Here is a 17,239-nt window from a genome sequence, read left to right as displayed (position 1 = left end):
AATCCTTCAGGAGGACCGCACTGTCTGCTGCATTTCTAAGAGTGGACCGGCTTCGATTCCGGCAGCCTCAGCTTATATCCTGATGCTCGATCTTGCGGATGGAGAGGTAGGCAATCGCCATACCGGCCAAGGCAAGCGTGATCGAAATCCCGAACACATCCCCCATGCGGAAGCCGCCGAAGCTGTTGCCGGAGGATATCAGCGAGACGATCAACACGGCGGACACAATCGTGGCGGATACGGATTTGCGGCGCATTCCGAAGTATAACGGAATCAGCCCGATGCCTGCCGCGTATAGCGCATCCGTCCCCGCGCTGAGTAGGTGAGTAGTAATCAGCTCCCGGGTCAATGTCTCCTGAATAACATTCGGAAACACATACAAGCTTCCTGCTAGAAGGCTGCTGATGGCAATATCCGACAGCAAAATGCCGAAGAAGGTAAACAAAAAGACAATGATCAGCTTGGCGGCCATGAGCATTTTGCGGGGTACCGGGTACGTGAACAACACAGTAATCGTATTGTTTTTGTATTCGTCGATGACCAGCTTGCTAAGCAACACAGAGGCGAAGACGATATAAGTCGCTTTTACAAATATGAATACTCCTTGAAAAATCTCGCCATAAGTATCGAATTCCCCATCATCCATCCCTGTAAAAATCAGCAAGATCATAGCAGTAAGAATGGCCAGATCCGCAATCAGCACGCCCTTAAGAAAAGTGAATTTACTCTTGCGCAGCTCCAGCCGGATTAACTTAAACATGGTTGACGCCCCCCATCAGTTCCACAAAATGATCCTCCAGCGAATGATGCTTCTTGCTCATACTCTCCAGCTCCACCTCTGCTGCGGACAGGGCCCGGCTCAGCTCTAGCTGCGGGATGTCTTCATAGACACGAATGGTCCGCGGGTCAAGCACCTTGTAATTGCGGAGACCCAGCTTCCCCTCCAGGACGAAGACGGCTTTCGTGCACTCGCTGGTCACCAGCTCGATATACTGGGTTTGCTGGCTCCGGATCGTATCCATTGCCACCTGCTCCACCAGCACTCCTTCACGGATTACGCCGATCGTGTCGGCAATCTGTTCGATTTCACCCAGAATGTGGCTGGAGATCAGCAGGGTCATGCCATAATCACGGCTCAGCATACGGAACACCTCGCGCAGCTCCTTGATTCCAAGCGGGTCCAGCCCGTTAATCGGTTCGTCAAGAATCAGCAGCTCCGGCTTGGTCATGACCGCTCTGGCAATGCCCAGCCGCTGCTTCATCCCCAGGGAGAAATTCTTCACCGGTTTGCTGTCCACGGCTCTCAGCTTCACTAATTCGAGCGCTTCCTCTATTGCATTGGCATCATAAAAACCCATATATTCCCCATGCAGCGCCAGATTCTCGCGGGCACTCAGCTTGTCGTAGAACACCGGGTATTCAATAATGCTGCCCATGCGCTTAAGCATGTCGTAAGAGCGGTGGGTCATTTTCTCCCCGGCAAATTCAATCTCGCCCGCCGTCGGCTTAACCAGATTCGTGATCATTTTCATCACCGTTGTTTTGCCGGCGCCGTTCGGTCCCAGGAATCCGTAAATTTCACCCTGCTTAATCTCCATATTCACACTGCTAACAATTTCCTTATCCTCATAGACCTTGGTCAGATCCCATGTCCGGAGTATCGTTGTCATTTTCCGTTATCCCCTTTAGCATCGTCTTGTTCTTCCTGGTATTTATTCTACAGGGCGGAATTTGCTTTTTTCTTACTGAAATCTTACTTAATTCTTAAGAAGCTTCAGAAGGACTGTCTGGGAAAAGAGAGCGTAAATGCCGTACGCACATTCGGCTGGCTGCTCAGGGAAATAGTCCCGTTCATCTGCTCGGTCAGTCGCTTCGTAATCGTCAGTCCCAGGCCGCTGCCCTGATAGTCGCGGTTACGCGAATCCTCCAGGGTGTACAGCCGCTCGAACACCTTATCCTCGTGGCCTTCGGCGATGCCCTTGCCCCGGTCCCACACTTCTATGCAGACTCGTCCGGCGTCCGGATACAGCTTCAGCCCCAGCACTCCCCCTGCATTACCGTAGGTAATCGCGTTGGAGAGCAGATTCGTCAGAATCCGGTCCAGTGCCTCATCGTTGCCCATGATATGAAGCGGCTCTTCCGGGATCTCGATCTGCACTTCCGTGCCGCTCTCACTAAGCAGATCATAGAAGGAGAGAATATTCCGGCGGCAGACCTCGCCCAGCTCTACCCGCGAGAGCGGGATATCCCGGTCCCCCGACTCCAGCTTCGCCAGATCAAAGAACCGGTTCATCAGCACAATGACCTCACCTGCCTTGGTATGAATCGTCCGCAGCATCCGTTCCTGCTCTTCCTTGGATATCGCCTCATCATGCAGCAGCGTCTCAATATAGCCCAGCACCACCGTCAGGGGCGTCTTCAGATCATGCGACACATTCGCCAGCATTCCGCGCATGGATTGCTCCAGCTTACTCCGCTTAGCCGCTCCCTGATGATTGACATCCAGCAGCCGATTCAGGTCGGTCAGCAGCTGCTGCACCTGCGGACTGCTGCTCATCAGCAGCAGCCGCTCATACGATCCGCCTTCTATAATGCTCTCCAGCTTATAGTGAATGTAGTCCAACTGGCGGGCATGCTGCCGTGATTTCAGGAACTGTAACGTAGTGACCACAAGTAGCAGTACAAGCAGAACCAGCAACAGAATGATCACAGCAGCACATCCCCCAGCTTGTAGCCGATCCCCCACAGCGTTTTGATATACTCCGGATGGGAGGGATCATCCTCAATTTTCTCGCGCAATCTGCGCATATGTACATTAATTACATTCTCATCGCCATAATAATCCTCTTCCCAGACTTGGCTGTAGATCTGCGCCTTGGTGAATACCCGGCCCGGACTGCTCACGAACAGCTTCAGGATGTGGAACTCCTTGGCGGTCAGCTTCAGCTCTTGCCCGTTCTTCCGCACCGAGAAATTATCCAGGTCCACACTCAGCCCGCGCAGCTCGATTCCTTTCGGCTTCTCCGGCTGTGTCTCTCCGCCATCCTGCACCCCGCTCGCGGCAGCAGCCTGGCTTCCAGATGCAGCATACCCCGCCCGGCGGATCGCCGCCTTCACCCGGGCCGCCAGTTCAATCATCGAGAACGGCTTGGTAATATAATCATCCGCGCCGAAGCCCAGCCCCAGCGCCTTGTCCACATCGCTGTCCTTTGCTGACATAATCAGCACCGGCACAAGGCTGCCGCTGCGGATCATCTGCAGCACATCCGTGCCGCTGCGCTTCGGCAGCATCAGATCCAGCAGCACCAGATCATAAGGAAGACCTCCGACGAACTTGCTCACCGCCGCTTCCCCGTCATATGCGGTCTCTACCTCATAGCCCTCTTTGGTCAAATAAGAATGAACCATTTCGCTGATCGCTTCATCATCTTCGATCAGCAGCACCCTCTGTTGCATAATGAACCTCCCGTACTCCTATTTGTTAAAGTATATCAATGCTGCAGACGCGATTCTACTAAAAAGAGCTAACCATACATACGGTTGTGTACTGAATGACTATTGAATAAGGTTTACATGCAACAGAGCAGCGGCTCTCCGGCAATGGGAGAAGCGCTGCTCTGTTTTCCTGATCATCTGCTGTATTCGGTTATTATTCCTTAGCCAAAATAATATCGAGGGGATCAACAAGCAAGCCCTCTTCAACTTTAAATTTACGATTTATATCGATTCTCTTTTGATGCTCAGCATCCCAATAGAATAATACATCGTATTCCCCATCCGGCAGATAAAAATCAAAATTGCCATTGGTAACTGTTGCTGCATAGGAAAGCGGAGAATCCGTACCGGCCTCAGTAATCATTAGCACTCCATTAGCATGTGGAGTTCCATCCTCATTATAGATCTTGCCTGATATTGCTAAAGGTACCTTGATATCAATCGGTCCAGCGGCAGGTTCACCATTGACAATTGTTATCTGTGTGCGTAAGGCTATACTTTCTGAATTCTTAATGTTCAGCAGTTGTATGTTATAATCGCCATCCGGTAAATAAAGATCAAACTTACCTGCAACCACAGGGACCCTGTAAATTCCGTAATTCTGAGCATTCATTTGTCTAATTTCCAGCCATCCGTCGTCAATCGGGGAGCCGTCCACGAAGCTAATATTCCCTTCAATTTTTGGAGGCAATTTTATATCCAGATTGCTCTTCCCGTCAATGACCTCAAATAAATAATTAATTCTTAATTGATTGTTGGTTTCGCCATAGATTAACATTTCTACGTTATAATGACCGTCCGGTAGATTAAAGTTGAACCTGCCTGCTTGGATTTCGGCACTATACCAGCCAAGCGGTCCGATGTCTAAGCGCTGTACAATAATTTCACCATTCTCAAATGCGGTCCCGTCCCAATACTGGATCGTACCGGCCTGCTGCTCAGGAATGAGAATATGCACTTCTCTATCTGCCTTGCCATTCATAACGTAAAACATATAGTAGAGTGAAATGATCTCTTGTGTAGTTGTGGAACGCATGGAGTAAATTCTGTACGTCCCATCCGGCAAATTCATCAAGAATTGCCCGTTCATCACTCCAGCGGTGTAAATCGTATGATCGCTATCGCTATCGCTATCCCGTTCTACGTATATAGTGCCTGAATCTACAACCTTCCCGTCTGCACGCTCAATGACCCCTTGTATAAGACTAAGATTAAGAACAGGCGGTGTTGGAGATGCCGTTGCCGTTGACCAAGGTGTGGGTGTCGGTGTTACTTCCGGCCACGAGGATGGGGACGGCGAAGGTGTCGGTGAAAACACCGCTGTTGGTGTCGCTAACGGCGACGGTGACGGTGAAGTTTCCGCCGTTGGCTTCGCTGTTGGTGCTGGTGTTGCTTCCTCCGTCGGTACTGGTGTTGGTGCTGGTGTTGCTTCCTCCGTCGGTTCTGGTGTTGGCACTGGTGTTGGTTCCTCCGTCGGTTCTGGTGTTGGCACCGGTGTTGGTTCCTCCGTCGGGACTGGTGTTGGTGCCGGTGTCGGTTCTTCCGTCGGGACTGGTGTCGGCGTCGCTGCTGGCGCCGGTGTCTCTACCGTACTGCCACCTCCGCCGCCTCCACCAGCTCCTCCCCCTCCGCCGCCAACTAGTACAGCCGCTGTTGGGGCCGCCGAAGACGCAGCAACCGTTAGATCAGAACCGGCTATATTTACTTTCACATCTGCCGGAACACCTGTGCCGATCGTAAGTTTACCTGGAGCATTCTCCATTGTAATGCCCGAAGCGTTGACAACCGCATTCCCGATGTTGCCTTTACCTGATATTTGTATACCGGCGTTCATTGTCATGGACTTGATATTGCTGCTATTGGACAATTTATTACTGCCCGCTGTTTTATCAAGATTGACTGCCTCCACAGTGCCCCCGCTGAGTTCGATGTTAAGGCGTGAGGCAAGAATATTTACAGCCTTGAAGCTGCCGGTCAACAGAATGCGGGCATCCGCTGGAATTTCAGGAGATAACGTGAGAGTGCTGATCTCAGCTCCGGTGAGGGATTCAACGGCAGCAGCGGACTGAATCTGAAGGTTATGGATTTGGGTCTTTCCTTCAGCGACCACTCTTACACTGCCATCTTCCTTGTCAACACGTACAGAACCCAGTGTGGAATCGGCAAGATGAATACTGTTCACCCCGCCGCCTTCAATTGCGGTATTGCCTTTTACTGTTACATTCTGGAGCCGCACATCGCCTTCAGCTATGCCTTCTCCCAGCAGCAGATCTCCAGTGATATTCATATTACGGAGTGTGATACCCGGCACGCTGACCACTACATCACTGTCTACTTCCGACATTCCTGACAACGGACCATATATACCTGGTGTTTCATAGATGATTACATATTCATCGGAATCTGCATTTAGCACCGATAGAGCCCTATCCAAAATGACTACGGTCTCTGCCCGGGTTGTATAAGCGAGAGGCCGAAAGTTCCCATCACCGAAACCCTTCATGATACCTTGTTCACTGACAGCCCCGATCGCACCTTTGCTCCAAGCTGCACTCTTAGTAATATCCTTGAACTCAGGAGCCGCAGCCGATGCTGTCAGCTTGAGCAGCTTGCTGATGATCACAGCCAGCTCTTGCCGGTTGATCTTCTGATCAGGCTTAAAGGTCCCATCCTCGTAGCCTTGAATGTAACCTGCAGCATTAGCCTGCAAAATACTTGAATAATACCATTTACTGCTGGAGATATCGTTAAAATTAGCTTTTTTCGTTTCAGTGAATCCAAAAGCCCTATTAATCAAAACCGTTAATTCCGCCCGGGTGACCGGGTTATCCGGCTTGAATTCCCCATCCGGGTAGCCGGAGATCAGACCTTGATCCATCCACCTGCTGATTTGATCCTTCGCCCAGTTTCCTGCCAGATCCGGCGCATTACCCGCAAAAGCTGCGCCTGCCGGCAATATCGCAAGACATATGGCTAGTGCTCCAGCGACTACTTTTTTGCTTACACTTCTTTTGATAAACAAACTGATTCCCCCGACTATGTAGTTATAAAAGCATACAAATTATAAATTTCCTTGCTCTAACTAATCCTTAAGCCCTATGAATCCGTTAAAATTATAGCATGATTCCGGTAAAAGATTGGTATATTTCCGGATTTTATTTTCTAACCGGGAAAGTGAAAATACCGCCTAATGACTGCCCGGTTCTAGTCATATCATCCAGTCTATGAATTCTGCGAACCTGACAGGCTGTCGTCCAGTTCCTCCTATTATAATGAGTGATATAAACTCTTATTCAATCTGACAGACAAGGTGGTATGATCATGGCAGCCAAAACCAACAAGCAGCTCATTCTTGAATTCGAATCCTTCATCCCCTATATTCAATCGCTGGACAGCATGGAAGATGCAGACTGGGAGGCTCCGCTGGAGGCGGGTAAATGGTCCCTGCAGGATGTCCTTTGCCACATCATGCTGTGGGACAAATACTTTTATGAGGAGGCCCTGGTCAAAATCCAAGAAGGCCTGCCGCTGACAGCCGCACATCTCGACTTCAATGCATTCAATGCCAATGCGGTATTATACGCCAGAACTGTGACCCGGCAGGAAGCCATCCGGCAATTCGTCCTGTACCGGACCAAGATTACCGGGCTTGCGGCCTCTTTCAGCGATGCGGCGCTTGAACAGAACCATCCCGATGGTGACGGCAAGAAATTCAGTATCCGCAAGTATCTGAGAGATTTCATCTCCCACGACAAGCATCACAAGAAGCAGATAGAGAAATATGCAGCAACGGTTGCGGTCACTAAAGCATAAAACTGCGGCCCCGTCTGTCCTCTGAAATCTGGATAGATGGAGCCGCAGCTTTTGATCATTCTTTTGGATATAAACGATGCTTAATCTTGATTCCTAATCACAATATCGAACCTCTCATGAACCGGATGCATGAATAATTCATACTGAATTCTACGCTGTTGATGGGACTTCATTAAGTATCCGATATCCGTGCCCCGCTCAGCCACATCCCGGATTCCCCTGCGCCTCAGCTCGGTTTCCCCATCCGTATGCAGGTATACTTTGAGGTCATACAGCCTATTGCCCGGCAACGTACCTCTCCACTTCAAGAGAAGCCAGCAGCAGCGGTGCTACCCCCATAGGTACATCTGATACAACCGCTTCGGAAATGTAGTAATCGTAGGAGCCGTTGCGGTCCTTGCTGAGCCCTGCCCCGTGACAGATCTGATGCAGATGAACGCCTTGTTCATCTTCGGTGATCAGATGCTTAAGGATTCCCTCGTAGCCGCTTAGCATCGCTGCCTTGAAGGAAGGCTCCAGATAACGCAGCCGCAGGGCTTTGGCCATCGCATAGACGAACATGCAGGAGCCTGTTGCTTCAAGGTAGTTGCCCTTACGTCCCGCCTGATCCAGCACCTGATACCACAGGCCGCTCTCCTTATCCTGCACCTCAACCAGTGCACCGCACATCCGCTGAAAAATCCCCATGACCGTTCCCCGCTGCGGATGGGTCAGCGGGAAATGCTCCAGGCAGTCCACGGCGGCCATCGCGTACCAGCCCATCGCCCGGCTCCAGAAATGGGCCGACAATCCGGTGGAGGAATCCGCCCACTCCTGCTCCCGGGATTCATCCCAGCCGTGATAGAACAGGCCGGTACGGGGATCACGGGTTCGGCGCTCAATCAGCAGCAGCTGACGGGCAGCTTCATCGATCAGCTCCGGGCGCCCGAAGACTGCCCCGTATTCGGCCAGGAACGGCGAAGCCATGTATAATCCGTCCAGCCACATCTGGAAGGGATATATTTTCTTATGCCAGAAGCCGCCTTCCGAGGTCCGGGGCTGTCCGATGAGCTGCGCTGCCAACAGATGAGCGGCTTCCGCGTAGCGCTGCTCACCCGTCTGACGGTACAGCCAGAACAGATTCTTGCCCTGATTGATCTGATCCAGGTTATATTCCTCCAGCGAATAGGAGCGGATGCTTCCGTCCTCCCCGATGAAGCTGTCCATATGCCGCTGCATGAACGAGAGGTACTCAGGCTCGTTATGCTGCATCCCGGCCCGGGCCACTGACATCAGCAGCATACCGGGGACATACGCCCAGCGCTCCATTACATACTCGTGTTCCCCTTGTTCATTGCATTGACCGATGAAGGTATCCGCGATTCTGCGGGATAAGCCTGTGCTTACTGCTTCTGATATAGACATCTCTATTCCTCCTGTCATTTGCGCTAACTGTTACCCTACTCCTGCGGACCGGCAAGCTGCTTAAGCAGCCAGGCATACGCCGGTTCCCCATGAATCTCATGACCCCCTGTGAAAAAATCCGCCGCAAGCCGCCCTCCATAGCCCTCTGCCGCATAAATCAGCTCAAGCCGGTCCAAGGCTTGCCTCGCGGCGGCGGGACCAAACAAATGGTCCGCATCCCCCGCCTCCAGGAACAGCCCGCGCGGTGCAATCAGGCCCAGCAGGTCCGGCATCTCCGCTTCCAGCAGAATGCCCGGAATGTAATTGTCCAGACAATGATTCCGCGTGAGAATGCTGTCTTGGAACGTATTGGCGTAGCCGCTGACCACCGCACTGCTGATCCGTTCATCCAGTGCAGCCGTGAAGCCTGCCACCAGCCCGCCGCCGGAGATGCCCATAATGCCGATCCGCTCACCGTCCACCTCATCCCGCTGCTGCAGATAATCCAGCGCCCGCATCGTCTCATAGATGCGGAAGCCTGCCATCGTCTGCCCTGTCATCAGCAGCGCCGCGGACAGGCGGAAGCAGGAATTACGTCCGGGCTCGCCGCTGGCAAGATCCTCAGCCAGACGCCTGTCTCCGAAACCGAGTACCTCGGGAGCCGCAACGACGAAGCCTTGCTTCACCAGGGAGACGGCAAAATCCTTATGCAGTCCCGGGTCCCCCGTCCGCTCCGACCCGTCCGGGTTCAAGCCGGTAATCTCGCGGCTGCCGTAGCCATGCCCGTGAATAGCCAGCACAGCCGGGCAGGGAGAGCCTGCCGGCTCTTCCGGGATCAGGAGATACAGGGCCATTCTAAGTCCTTCATAGGTGGTGATCTCTATACGTTCACGGATATATCCGCTGCAGACTGTACGCTCCAGCCGTACCGGTTCAAGTGCCGCCCTCTGAGCAGGGAATCCGCCCAGCCGCTCTATGAACCTCGCGGTAAGGGATGCCCGCCATTGTCCGAATGGAAGGTCTGCGCTGAAGGCAGAGCTGCGCGGTGCAGACGCCGTTAGTTGATTGATATATTGTTCAAGTGATTCCATCAGGGAAATCCTCCAATCCTGAATGCCTGGGTCCGGGTGTACCACGGTCCAAGTGATTAATAGCCCTCGGGATGCCAGCCGTCCAGCACAGACAGGATCCGGTACTGTGCGGCTTCCTCCGCAGTTAACTGGCGAGACCACGCCACCCGGCCTTCGGGGCAAGCGCCCGGGCCGCTGCTGCCGTACTCTTCATAGCGGCTGGACTGCTCCCGGTCCGGCTGCCCCCAGTTATGCCAGCCTTCGCCGGTCACCGATCCGTCCATTACCGTGCGGATGAAGGCGACATGCGCGTAAGGGCGCCAAGGGCGTCCGAGATAGACCTCACTTACCCCTTCGCCGCCGGTAATCCGGCAATCCAGGAACACATAACCGAAGGCGGCTCCCTCCGGCGTTGAAGCCGCTGTGATATACCCTCTCGAGCGCTTGTTATGGAGATGGCAGCGGTCAAACAACGCGGTGGCCGGGCCAAAAATATAATCCACATCCCCCTCAATGTAGCAATCATCATAATATTGCCGCCCCGGCCCGGTATATAGGGTATCCTGGTCCCCTAACAGACGTACACGCCGGAACACAGCCTGCCCGGCATCCACGAACGCCGCGACCGCCTGTCCTGTTCCCGGGCCGGAAGTGTTGCGGATGGTCAGATTCTCGGCAGTGAAGCCTTCTGCGAACACGTTCAGCGTCCCGGTGCGGAAGGTACGCAGCGGTTCACCGTCCGCACCGAGCGTATGGGCATTATCATTCCACGAGATAATCGTGGAATGCTGATCCTCTCCCAGCAGCAGGATGGGCGGGGCTTCGCGGACAACCGTAACCTTTTCCTCATAGATCCCGGGCTTAATCCGTATGGTTACGGCTTGCATCTCCCCCGGCGGAATGGAATCCAGCGCCTCCTGCAGACTGCTGAATCCTTCTCCGGCATTCTTCGAGACTATCATTAACATTGAACGGCTCCTTTCACAGCAACCTGAATGTATTCTATAATAACCGTAACAGCTTCCAGGAGAAGAGGAGATGTATGAACAGCGTATCTGGCCCTAATCCCAAATATTATCTTGAAGACGGACGCTTCAGCATCCAGCATATGAAGCGCAAAGGCATCACTGCCATGCCGCGCCCCCACAGCCATGAATGGACTGAGCTGTATTATCTGACGGACGGGGAGCGTGTATATTTCGTGGACGACCGGGTGGTTACGGTCCACAAAGGCGAGCTGATTCTGATTCCCGGCCGTGAGCTCCATTCCACGGCCAGCTCTGAGAAGGCCGAGTTCGAGCGGATCCTGATCAACTATGACCCGCTGCTGCTGCCCCCGGTGCTGAGGGACGAGCAGCAGTGGTTCCAGAGCCGCCGCTACCGCTTGTTCAGGCTGACCCTGCGCGAGCAGAATGAAGCGGAGTCCCTGCTGAACCGCATGCTGGAGGAATCCCGCCTCCGGCGGCCCTTGTACGAAGCCTGTGTCACCGCGCTATTGACCGAGCTGATGATTCTGCTCCAGCGTTCGGAGAGCACGGCCCAGTCCGGCGGGACCCTCCATCCGCTGCACCATCTGGTAACCGATGTCGCCACCTATATCCGTGCCCATTACCGGGAAGCGCTTACGCTGGAAGAGACCGCCAAGGACTTTTTCATCAGTCCGTCCTATTTGAGCCGGGTATTTCATCGCCTGACCGGCTTTCATTTCCGGGAATATATCGTCCATATCCGGGTCCGCGAGGCCCAGCGCCTGCTGGCCGGTACCCCCGCCAGAATCCAGGAGATTGCAGGGGCAGTCGGCTTCGAGCATCTGTCCCATTTCAATAAAACTTTCAAGAAATCAACCGGCCTGACCCCGCTCCAGTTCCGCAAGGAAGCGGGGGCACTGCCTGCACCGGAGTCTGGAGGGTAGTATCCGTTCCGCCCCGTACCTCTGCTTAATGCTCTGTGATGGCCAGCTCTCCTGAACGGACAAGCTCAACATCACTGCACTTATGCATCTGTACCTGCGGCTCCTCCTGCGTCTGCAGCCTAATCCGGTCCAGCTTCAGACCTGCGGCATGGCGCAGGATGATGCCCCGCCTGCTTATGGCGCTGAAATTCTCCACCGTAAGCGCAGCAAGCGGCATTTCCGGCAGCCCGTTCACCAGCAGCGCGGTTGCCGCCCCGTAGCAGGCCATATTCCGCAGCGTAATGTTACGGAACTGCGGAGTCTCCTCCGTGACCGGGACCTCCTGCTCATCATAGCCCTCAGACCCCTCAACCCCGGCATAGAACAGGTGGAAGGAGACCGCTTCATGGACGATGCCTGACATCTGTATATTTTCTACCCGGATATCCTCTACTACGCCGCCTCTTCCCCGGGTACTCTTGAAGCGCAGCCCGATGTCCGTACCCATGAACACGCAGTCGTTCACCCGGACTGCATGTACACCGCCCGACATTTCACTGCCGATCACTACCCCGCCATGTCCGTGATAGACCGTACAATGGCGGATCGTAATGTACCGGCAAGCTCTTCCTGCCCGGCGGCCCTCCTCATCCTTGCCCGATTTCAGACAGATGGCATCGTCGCCTACATCGAACCCGCAGTGCTCGACCAGCGCATGTGTACAGGACTCCAGATCCAGCCCGTCCCCGTTCTGGGAGTACCACGGATTGCGCACTTGAATATGTCTGATCGTAACCTGCTCACAGCCCACGGGGTGCAGACACCAGGCAGGAGAATTCTGAAAGGTCGGCCCCTCCAGCAGCACTCTACGGCAATTCCGCAGGCTCAGCAGCGCTGGACGCAGATACGCACGGGCAGGGAGGTAGGCTTCCATTGCTGTCTCGCCTTTTTTCTTCAGGCTCAGATAACAGGCTTCTCCCGCAAGCGCTTCCTTGGAAGGCCACCAGATCTCACCCTGTTCATCCAAGGCCCCCCCGGAGGCAAGCAGGCTATTCCACTCCAGTTCCGTCCGCTTGAAGCGCTTCACCGGACGCCAGGCCTCACCGCTGCCATCGAAGATGCCTTCACCGGTAATGGCTACATCGCTCAGATCCTCACCGTCCAGCGGAGCCTGGCACCGCCAGCCGGCAGTCCCTTCGTAATGGGAGAACAGCAGGGGATACCGCGAATAGTCGGGTTCAAAGCATACCAGTGCCCCCCGCTCGGCACACAGATTAATTCGGCTGTGCAGCGTCAGCGGCCCGGTACGCCAGATTCCAGGCGGGATGATCACCGTTCCTCCTCCCGCAGCTGCGCAGGCATCCAGGGTATCCTGTATAGCAGATGTACAGAGCAGCCCTTCAGCTTCTGCCCCATAGTCTGTAATACGGAAGGTCCGCTGCGGAATCTGCGGCAGCTCCGGGATTGGATAAACTTCGAAATCATGTATATTAGTCATCGTATTCCTCCATCTCTGTCTAATCAAGATCTATTCAAGCTCTTCATAGCTGAACCAGCCGTAATCCGCAACATTGCTGCTCTGTGCTCCGCCCGCACTGGCATACATTCCGATATAGGCCCCCGTAAATCCTCCGGCCCAATCCGTGCTCAGCACCCGGCCGTCAGCCTGTTCATACAGTGCGGTCCAGGTGTCTGATCCTGAAGCTCTATAATAAAAGCTGTAATCCTGCCCCCTGGCTTCTACCTTAAGCTGTACGGTATCCAGCGGATAAGGCGCAGAGGCCAGCAATTGCTCAGCTCCTCTGCTGCGCACGGTCAGCTTCAGCAGCTGCCTGCCATCCTCTGCCACCCGTTCATAGCGGAAGTGGTTATCCGCATTCTGGATCAGGGCCAGTCCGGCGCTCTCGCCTGCGGCCTCCGGCTGGAAGCGCATCTCCGCTGCGGCTCTGAAGCTGAGATGCTGCTGCCGTCTTCCGATATAAGCCGGATTGCCGGTCTCTGCAAGCACCTCCGGCTTCAGCCGCAGCCGCAGATGTCCCGGATGCTCGCTGAGGCTCCAGAATTCACCGCGCGGCGTGCGCAGGAAGTTCCAGACGGGGCTAAGCTCCCCGTCAGCAAAATCATCACGCACCGGCAGCAGCGGCCACTGCGTCACCGGCAAATCCGGTGCTGGCCCCTCAAGCTCAACTACGCCCTTGCCGGGATTCACTACCGGCCATTCGTCCTCCCATTTGACCGGTGCCAGGAAGGTCTCCCGGCCCAGGTTGCGGTAATATCCCCCGCAGGTCCGGGAGGCCAGGCAGAGCATCCACCACTCCCCATGCTGCGTCTCGACAAGTTCCCCGTGACCCGTATTCACGATGGGGTACTCCCTGCCGAGATGGCGGTGGGTCAAGATCGGGTTCGCCCGATATCCTTCATAAGGCCCCGTCACGTTCCGGCTTCTGGCAACCGTTACCGCATGGGTATGGCCGGTGCCGCCCTCAGCGATCAGCAGATAATACCATCCTCCTATGGAATACAGATGCGGCCCTTCCTGGGCATGCGCTTTCTTCAGCGCACCTTGCCAGAGACTGTGCTTCGGGCCGGTAAGCCTGCCTTGCGCCAGATCAATCTCCTGCAGCCAGATGTCCATATGCTTCGGATAATCCTGGCCCCCGGGAGGCACCCGGTTACCAGTGTAGTAGACCTTGCCGTCCTTATCGAAGAACAGCGAGGGATCAATGCCTGGCGCATCCTCCAACCAGACCGGATCTGACCAGTCTCCCGCCGGATCAGCTGTGGTTACATAGAAATTATGCGGCTGCTTGTGATTATCAACAAATGTCGTGATCATATAAAAGAGACCTTGATGGTACCGGAGAGTCGGTGCCCAAATCCCTCTCGACGGGAGAATTCCGTCCAGATTGAGCTGGGACGGACGGTCCAGCACATGGCCCAGCTGACGCCAGTGGACAAGGTCCCTGCTGTGAAAGACCGGAACCCCGGGGTAGAATTCAAAGCTTGAAGTAACCAGATAATAGTCCTCTCCTACACGGATAGCCGAAGGATCGGGGTAGAAGCCCGGCAGCACCGGATTACGGAATGTTCTCAAATTCGGAAGTCCTCCTTCATACGGGCAATAGGTACGAATACTAAATCAACGATATGTAAGCATAACCAATTATAGTTCGGATAAGTTTAATTTTCTTGCGCTTTCTATGTTCTTTTTCTTGTTTTTTATACTTTCTTGTCCTACAAACAGAAACAGCGACAGCAGAGGACGGATAACGTCTCTGGCTGTCGCTGTACTATCGAAGCAGAATTCACTCTGGCAACGGCTTACTGGAATGGATGAATCAGATTGCATTAATCAAGTGTTTTAGCATACTCTCTCAGCTGTTCAGGCTCACTTGTGTGATACACCATTTGTTCATGATCAAAAATCACAATTAAGGGCCGTTTCGCTTCCAGGCCCAGTAGCTCCAGCCACTTCAGCTTCTTCTCCTCTGTATGCACAGTCACATGCGGGATATGCTCCACAAGCGCAGGCTCGGAATTAAGCGCCTCATTTACTTCATCATCCCAATCCCGTGAATTGGAGAACATATGCAAGTGGAGTACATTCTCTTCCTTGGACACTAGCTGATCAATGACATCTGCTTTCGTAGGGCCGCAGCCAGCAATCAATAAGAATACTGCAACCAGCAAGAACAGTCTATGCCAATGCTTAAGCATGCAATTCCCCCTCCCTATTCCATCTACATACCCATATATTACTACAATAATTCAGCCTTACTTCCTCACATAGAGCGAATAGGTCTCTGGAGCGGCAAAATGTAGTTTCTGCGCTAACCGGATAGAGGCAGTATTGTGAAGGTCACAGTCCCATCTTGGCGTGATCTGACGTTCTAAGCACTCCAGGATAAAAGCTTCGGCAACACATTGAGCCACGCCCTTTCCCCTAAACAAAGGATTCGTCACTATATCAATTTCAGCGTACTGTTCGGACGAGAATATAGAGACACATTCCCCAGCAAATACATCGTGTTCCGTAACAAAGAAACCGAAGCCCTTGTCCGCAAAACGCTCCACCGATCCCCAGTATTTCCGGATGTACGCTGCATCGAACTCTCTATTCACCTCAAGCGATTCCTTGTTTGTCCTGTTCAGCCAGAAGCCATCCGGTATACCCACTCTTTGCGATTGCATGAAACGGTGCTCATTGAATGTAAAAGAATACCTCGGCATCCGCTGCAGCTTCGCCCCTAAAAGCTCATTGATTCTGCGATCCCATCGTTCAGAGGATGAAAATAACGTAAATCTCTGATTAAGCATCTCTCTACGCTTGAATTCGTGCATAAGCATGGGTGCAAAATCATCATTTGTCTCATCCCCAACCACTGTATAAATGCCTGAAGAAGTACCGATCAGCGCCGAAGACTTATCGACGATGATGTCCCCGTCAATGTAACTGTCTAATACCGAATACGCAAATGTGGGAAAAGTGTTATCTTGATCAGCATCCATTATATTTCTTGCGGCGATGGCAGAAGCTTCGTTCTCAATCATTTCAAAACGTTCCTTTCTAGAGAAAACAGTATGGTTTACAACAAATTAGATAAACAGCTAATTACATGATAATATAATTCGTTGATCCATACAATTGTTATTATTATACGCGGTGCAGCTTACGGTACCGGGATGGTGTTAATCCCAGCTTCGCCGTGAACACCCGGCTTAGGTAGAAGCCGTTCTCGTAACCGCACTGCTGGGCGATCAGTTCAATGGGCAACCTTGAATCCTCCAAGAGCTGGCAGGCGCGTCTGAGCCGGAGTCCAGTTACAAAGTCTGAAGGGGCCGTCCCGAAGGCCGCACGGAATCGCCGCGTTAATTGTACCGGAGTAATATTAAGGGTAGCGGCCAGCTCCTGCAGGGTCATAGGTGTACAGGCATGCTCCAGCAGCCATTGCTTAGCCTGTTGCATCAGCGGGCCCGGGCTTGTCTCTCCAGAGCGCAGCTCCTCGGATGCACTGCTGCGCTCGATTTCAAGCAGCCTCCACAGATCCTCCAGCATATGCTTCATCCGGCTATAGCCCGGCTCCTCCTGAATCCCTCTTCCGATACTCCGCATATAGCGGTAGGTAGACATCAGGCGCTCCACATCCCTGACAGTCCATCTGCCTCCAAGCGTTGCGGCGTCCTCTGGTCCCCCCTCTTCCTCCCATTCGAATTGTATGAAATGAAAGGTCAACGGACTAAGCGTTCTCCGGTAAAAGGTTGTCCCCGGCGGACATACAATGATGTCCCCGGACCCTCCTTCCCCTTCGTGGTCTCCGAAGCGGTAAGCGAATTGTCCCTGCTCCACCGCAAATAAGGTCCACACAGGGTAGGTGTCGTGCTCCAGCAGGAACTGTTTTTTCTGCTCCCAATAGATGTGGGCTGCCGGACGAACCGACCAATTCATGCGCATGTTCTGACTCCCCTCAGATGTATTATTCAATGAAATAAAGTGTATAAATCAAGAAATTATATGCATGTCATTTGATTATTGATTATTCTATCATGAAACTACGGATATATTAACACACACCAAAGGAGAGGTTCA

General features: G+C 53.3%; 15 protein-coding genes and 1 pseudogene. 2 read left to right on the top strand and 14 right to left on the bottom strand.

Features of this window, described 5'->3' with window-relative positions; genetic code table 11:
* Positions 1-67 precede the first annotated feature (67 nt).
* The 5 genes from NST26_RS08980 to NST26_RS08960 form a co-directional block, all read right to left on the bottom strand.
* On the bottom strand, positions 68-760 hold the full coding sequence (locus NST26_RS08980; protein ID WP_076079105.1) for an ABC transporter permease: 693 nt from the start codon (positions 758-760) through the stop codon (positions 68-70).
* Positions 753-1,670 carry an ABC transporter ATP-binding protein gene (locus NST26_RS08975; RefSeq protein ID WP_076079106.1) on the bottom strand — a complete coding sequence of 306 codons (918 nt, stop codon included), beginning with the start codon at positions 1,668-1,670 and terminating at the stop codon, positions 753-755. The genes NST26_RS08980 and NST26_RS08975 overlap by 8 nt, the downstream gene beginning before the upstream one ends.
* A 104-nt stretch (positions 1,671-1,774) precedes the next feature.
* Entirely contained in the window at positions 1,775-2,710 is a 936-nt protein-coding gene (locus tag NST26_RS08970) for a sensor histidine kinase (RefSeq protein ID WP_340979049.1), read from the bottom strand.
* The gene (locus NST26_RS08965; RefSeq protein ID WP_340979048.1) at positions 2,707-3,456 is read right to left on the bottom strand and encodes a response regulator transcription factor; all 750 of its coding nucleotides are present in this window, start codon (positions 3,454-3,456) and stop codon (positions 2,707-2,709) included. The genes NST26_RS08970 and NST26_RS08965 overlap by 4 nt, the downstream gene beginning before the upstream one ends.
* A 193-nt stretch (positions 3,457-3,649) precedes the next feature.
* Positions 3,650-6,517, bottom strand: coding sequence for an S-layer homology domain-containing protein (locus NST26_RS08960; protein WP_340979047.1), 2,868 nt, complete (start codon positions 6,515-6,517; stop codon positions 3,650-3,652).
* 299 nt (positions 6,518-6,816) lie between these two features.
* Between NST26_RS08960 and NST26_RS08955 the strand changes: the two genes are divergently transcribed.
* A complete protein-coding gene (locus tag NST26_RS08955) occupies positions 6,817-7,308 on the top strand; it encodes a DinB family protein (RefSeq protein WP_036721371.1) in 492 nt (163 codons plus the stop codon).
* Between the two features lie 80 nt (positions 7,309-7,388).
* On the opposite strand, the pseudogene NST26_RS08950 reads toward NST26_RS08955, so the two are convergent.
* From NST26_RS08950 to NST26_RS08935, 4 genes and pseudogenes are all read right to left on the bottom strand, one after another.
* Positions 7,389-7,583: pseudogene (locus tag NST26_RS08950) on the bottom strand (phosphoribulokinase); the annotation flags it as partial.
* 1 nt (position 7,584) lies between these two features.
* A complete protein-coding gene (locus NST26_RS08945) occupies positions 7,585-8,712 on the bottom strand; it encodes a glycoside hydrolase family 88/105 protein (protein ID WP_339313331.1) in 1,128 nt (375 codons plus the stop codon).
* Positions 8,713-8,747: 35 nt separating this feature from the next.
* Positions 8,748-9,782 carry a dienelactone hydrolase family protein gene (locus NST26_RS08940; protein WP_339313330.1) on the bottom strand — a complete coding sequence of 345 codons (1,035 nt, stop codon included), beginning with the start codon at positions 9,780-9,782 and terminating at the stop codon, positions 8,748-8,750.
* A 56-nt stretch (positions 9,783-9,838) separates the two neighbouring features.
* Entirely contained in the window at positions 9,839-10,729 is an 891-nt protein-coding gene (locus NST26_RS08935; protein ID WP_340954740.1) for a pectinesterase family protein, read from the bottom strand.
* A gap of 74 nt (positions 10,730-10,803) precedes the next feature.
* On the opposite strand from NST26_RS08935, the gene NST26_RS08930 reads away from it, so the two are divergent.
* On the top strand, positions 10,804-11,673 hold the full coding sequence (locus NST26_RS08930) for a helix-turn-helix domain-containing protein (protein ID WP_340979046.1): 870 nt from the start codon (positions 10,804-10,806) through the stop codon (positions 11,671-11,673).
* Positions 11,674-11,698: 25 nt separating this feature from the next.
* Here the strand turns inward: NST26_RS08930 and NST26_RS08925 are convergent, their stop codons facing one another.
* The 5 genes from NST26_RS08925 to NST26_RS08905 form a co-directional block, all read right to left on the bottom strand.
* Positions 11,699-13,150: a glycoside hydrolase family 28 protein gene (locus NST26_RS08925; RefSeq protein WP_340979045.1), complete on the bottom strand. Its 1,452-nt coding sequence runs from the start codon at positions 13,148-13,150 to the stop codon at positions 11,699-11,701.
* 30 nt (positions 13,151-13,180) lie between these two features.
* Positions 13,181-14,746, bottom strand: a complete 1,566-nt coding sequence (locus NST26_RS08920) for a glycoside hydrolase family 43 protein (RefSeq protein WP_340979044.1) — start codon at positions 14,744-14,746, stop codon at positions 13,181-13,183.
* Between the two features lie 254 nt (positions 14,747-15,000).
* Positions 15,001-15,369, bottom strand: coding sequence for a hypothetical protein (locus NST26_RS08915; RefSeq protein ID WP_340979043.1), 369 nt, complete (start codon positions 15,367-15,369; stop codon positions 15,001-15,003).
* A gap of 57 nt (positions 15,370-15,426) precedes the next feature.
* Positions 15,427-16,203, bottom strand: a complete 777-nt coding sequence (locus NST26_RS08910; RefSeq protein ID WP_340979042.1) for a GNAT family N-acetyltransferase — start codon at positions 16,201-16,203, stop codon at positions 15,427-15,429.
* A gap of 103 nt (positions 16,204-16,306) precedes the next feature.
* Positions 16,307-17,104: an AraC family transcriptional regulator gene (locus NST26_RS08905; protein ID WP_340979041.1), complete on the bottom strand. Its 798-nt coding sequence runs from the start codon at positions 17,102-17,104 to the stop codon at positions 16,307-16,309.
* Positions 17,105-17,239 lie beyond the last annotated feature (135 nt).

The organism is Paenibacillus sp. FSL R7-0128 (assembly GCF_038002245.1).
Lineage (GTDB): Bacteria > Bacillota > Bacilli > Paenibacillales > Paenibacillaceae > Paenibacillus_AQ > Paenibacillus_AQ silagei.
The sequence above is the reverse complement of the archived record's forward strand: the minus strand, read 5'-3'. Positions and strand labels throughout refer to the sequence as shown.

Bases quoted from the DNA above. Each gene is read 5' to 3' on its own strand.
- NST26_RS08980 (WP_076079105.1), bottom strand. From the start codon at position 760: ATGTTTAAGTTAATCCGGCTGGAGCTGCGCAAGAGTAAATTCACTTTT.
- NST26_RS08975 (WP_076079106.1), bottom strand. From the start codon at position 1,670: ATGACAACGATACTCCGGACATGGGATCTGACCAAGGTCTATGAGGAT.
- NST26_RS08965 (WP_340979048.1), bottom strand. From the start codon at position 3,456: ATGCAACAGAGGGTGCTGCTGATCGAAGATGATGAAGCGATCAGCGAA.
- NST26_RS08955 (WP_036721371.1), top strand. From the start codon at position 6,817: ATGGCAGCCAAAACCAACAAGCAGCTCATTCTTGAATTCGAATCCTTC.
- NST26_RS08945 (WP_339313331.1), bottom strand. From the start codon at position 8,712: ATGTCTATATCAGAAGCAGTAAGCACAGGCTTATCCCGCAGAATCGCG.
- NST26_RS08940 (WP_339313330.1), bottom strand. From the start codon at position 9,782: ATGGAATCACTTGAACAATATATCAATCAACTAACGGCGTCTGCACCG.
- NST26_RS08935 (WP_340954740.1), bottom strand. From the start codon at position 10,729: ATGTTAATGATAGTCTCGAAGAATGCCGGAGAAGGATTCAGCAGTCTG.
- NST26_RS08930 (WP_340979046.1), top strand. From the start codon at position 10,804: ATGAACAGCGTATCTGGCCCTAATCCCAAATATTATCTTGAAGACGGA.
- NST26_RS08925 (WP_340979045.1), bottom strand. From the start codon at position 13,150: ATGACTAATATACATGATTTCGAAGTTTATCCAATCCCGGAGCTGCCG.
- NST26_RS08915 (WP_340979043.1), bottom strand. From the start codon at position 15,369: ATGCTTAAGCATTGGCATAGACTGTTCTTGCTGGTTGCAGTATTCTTA.
- NST26_RS08910 (WP_340979042.1), bottom strand. From the start codon at position 16,203: ATGATTGAGAACGAAGCTTCTGCCATCGCCGCAAGAAATATAATGGAT.
- NST26_RS08905 (WP_340979041.1), bottom strand. From the start codon at position 17,104: ATGCGCATGAATTGGTCGGTTCGTCCGGCAGCCCACATCTATTGGGAG.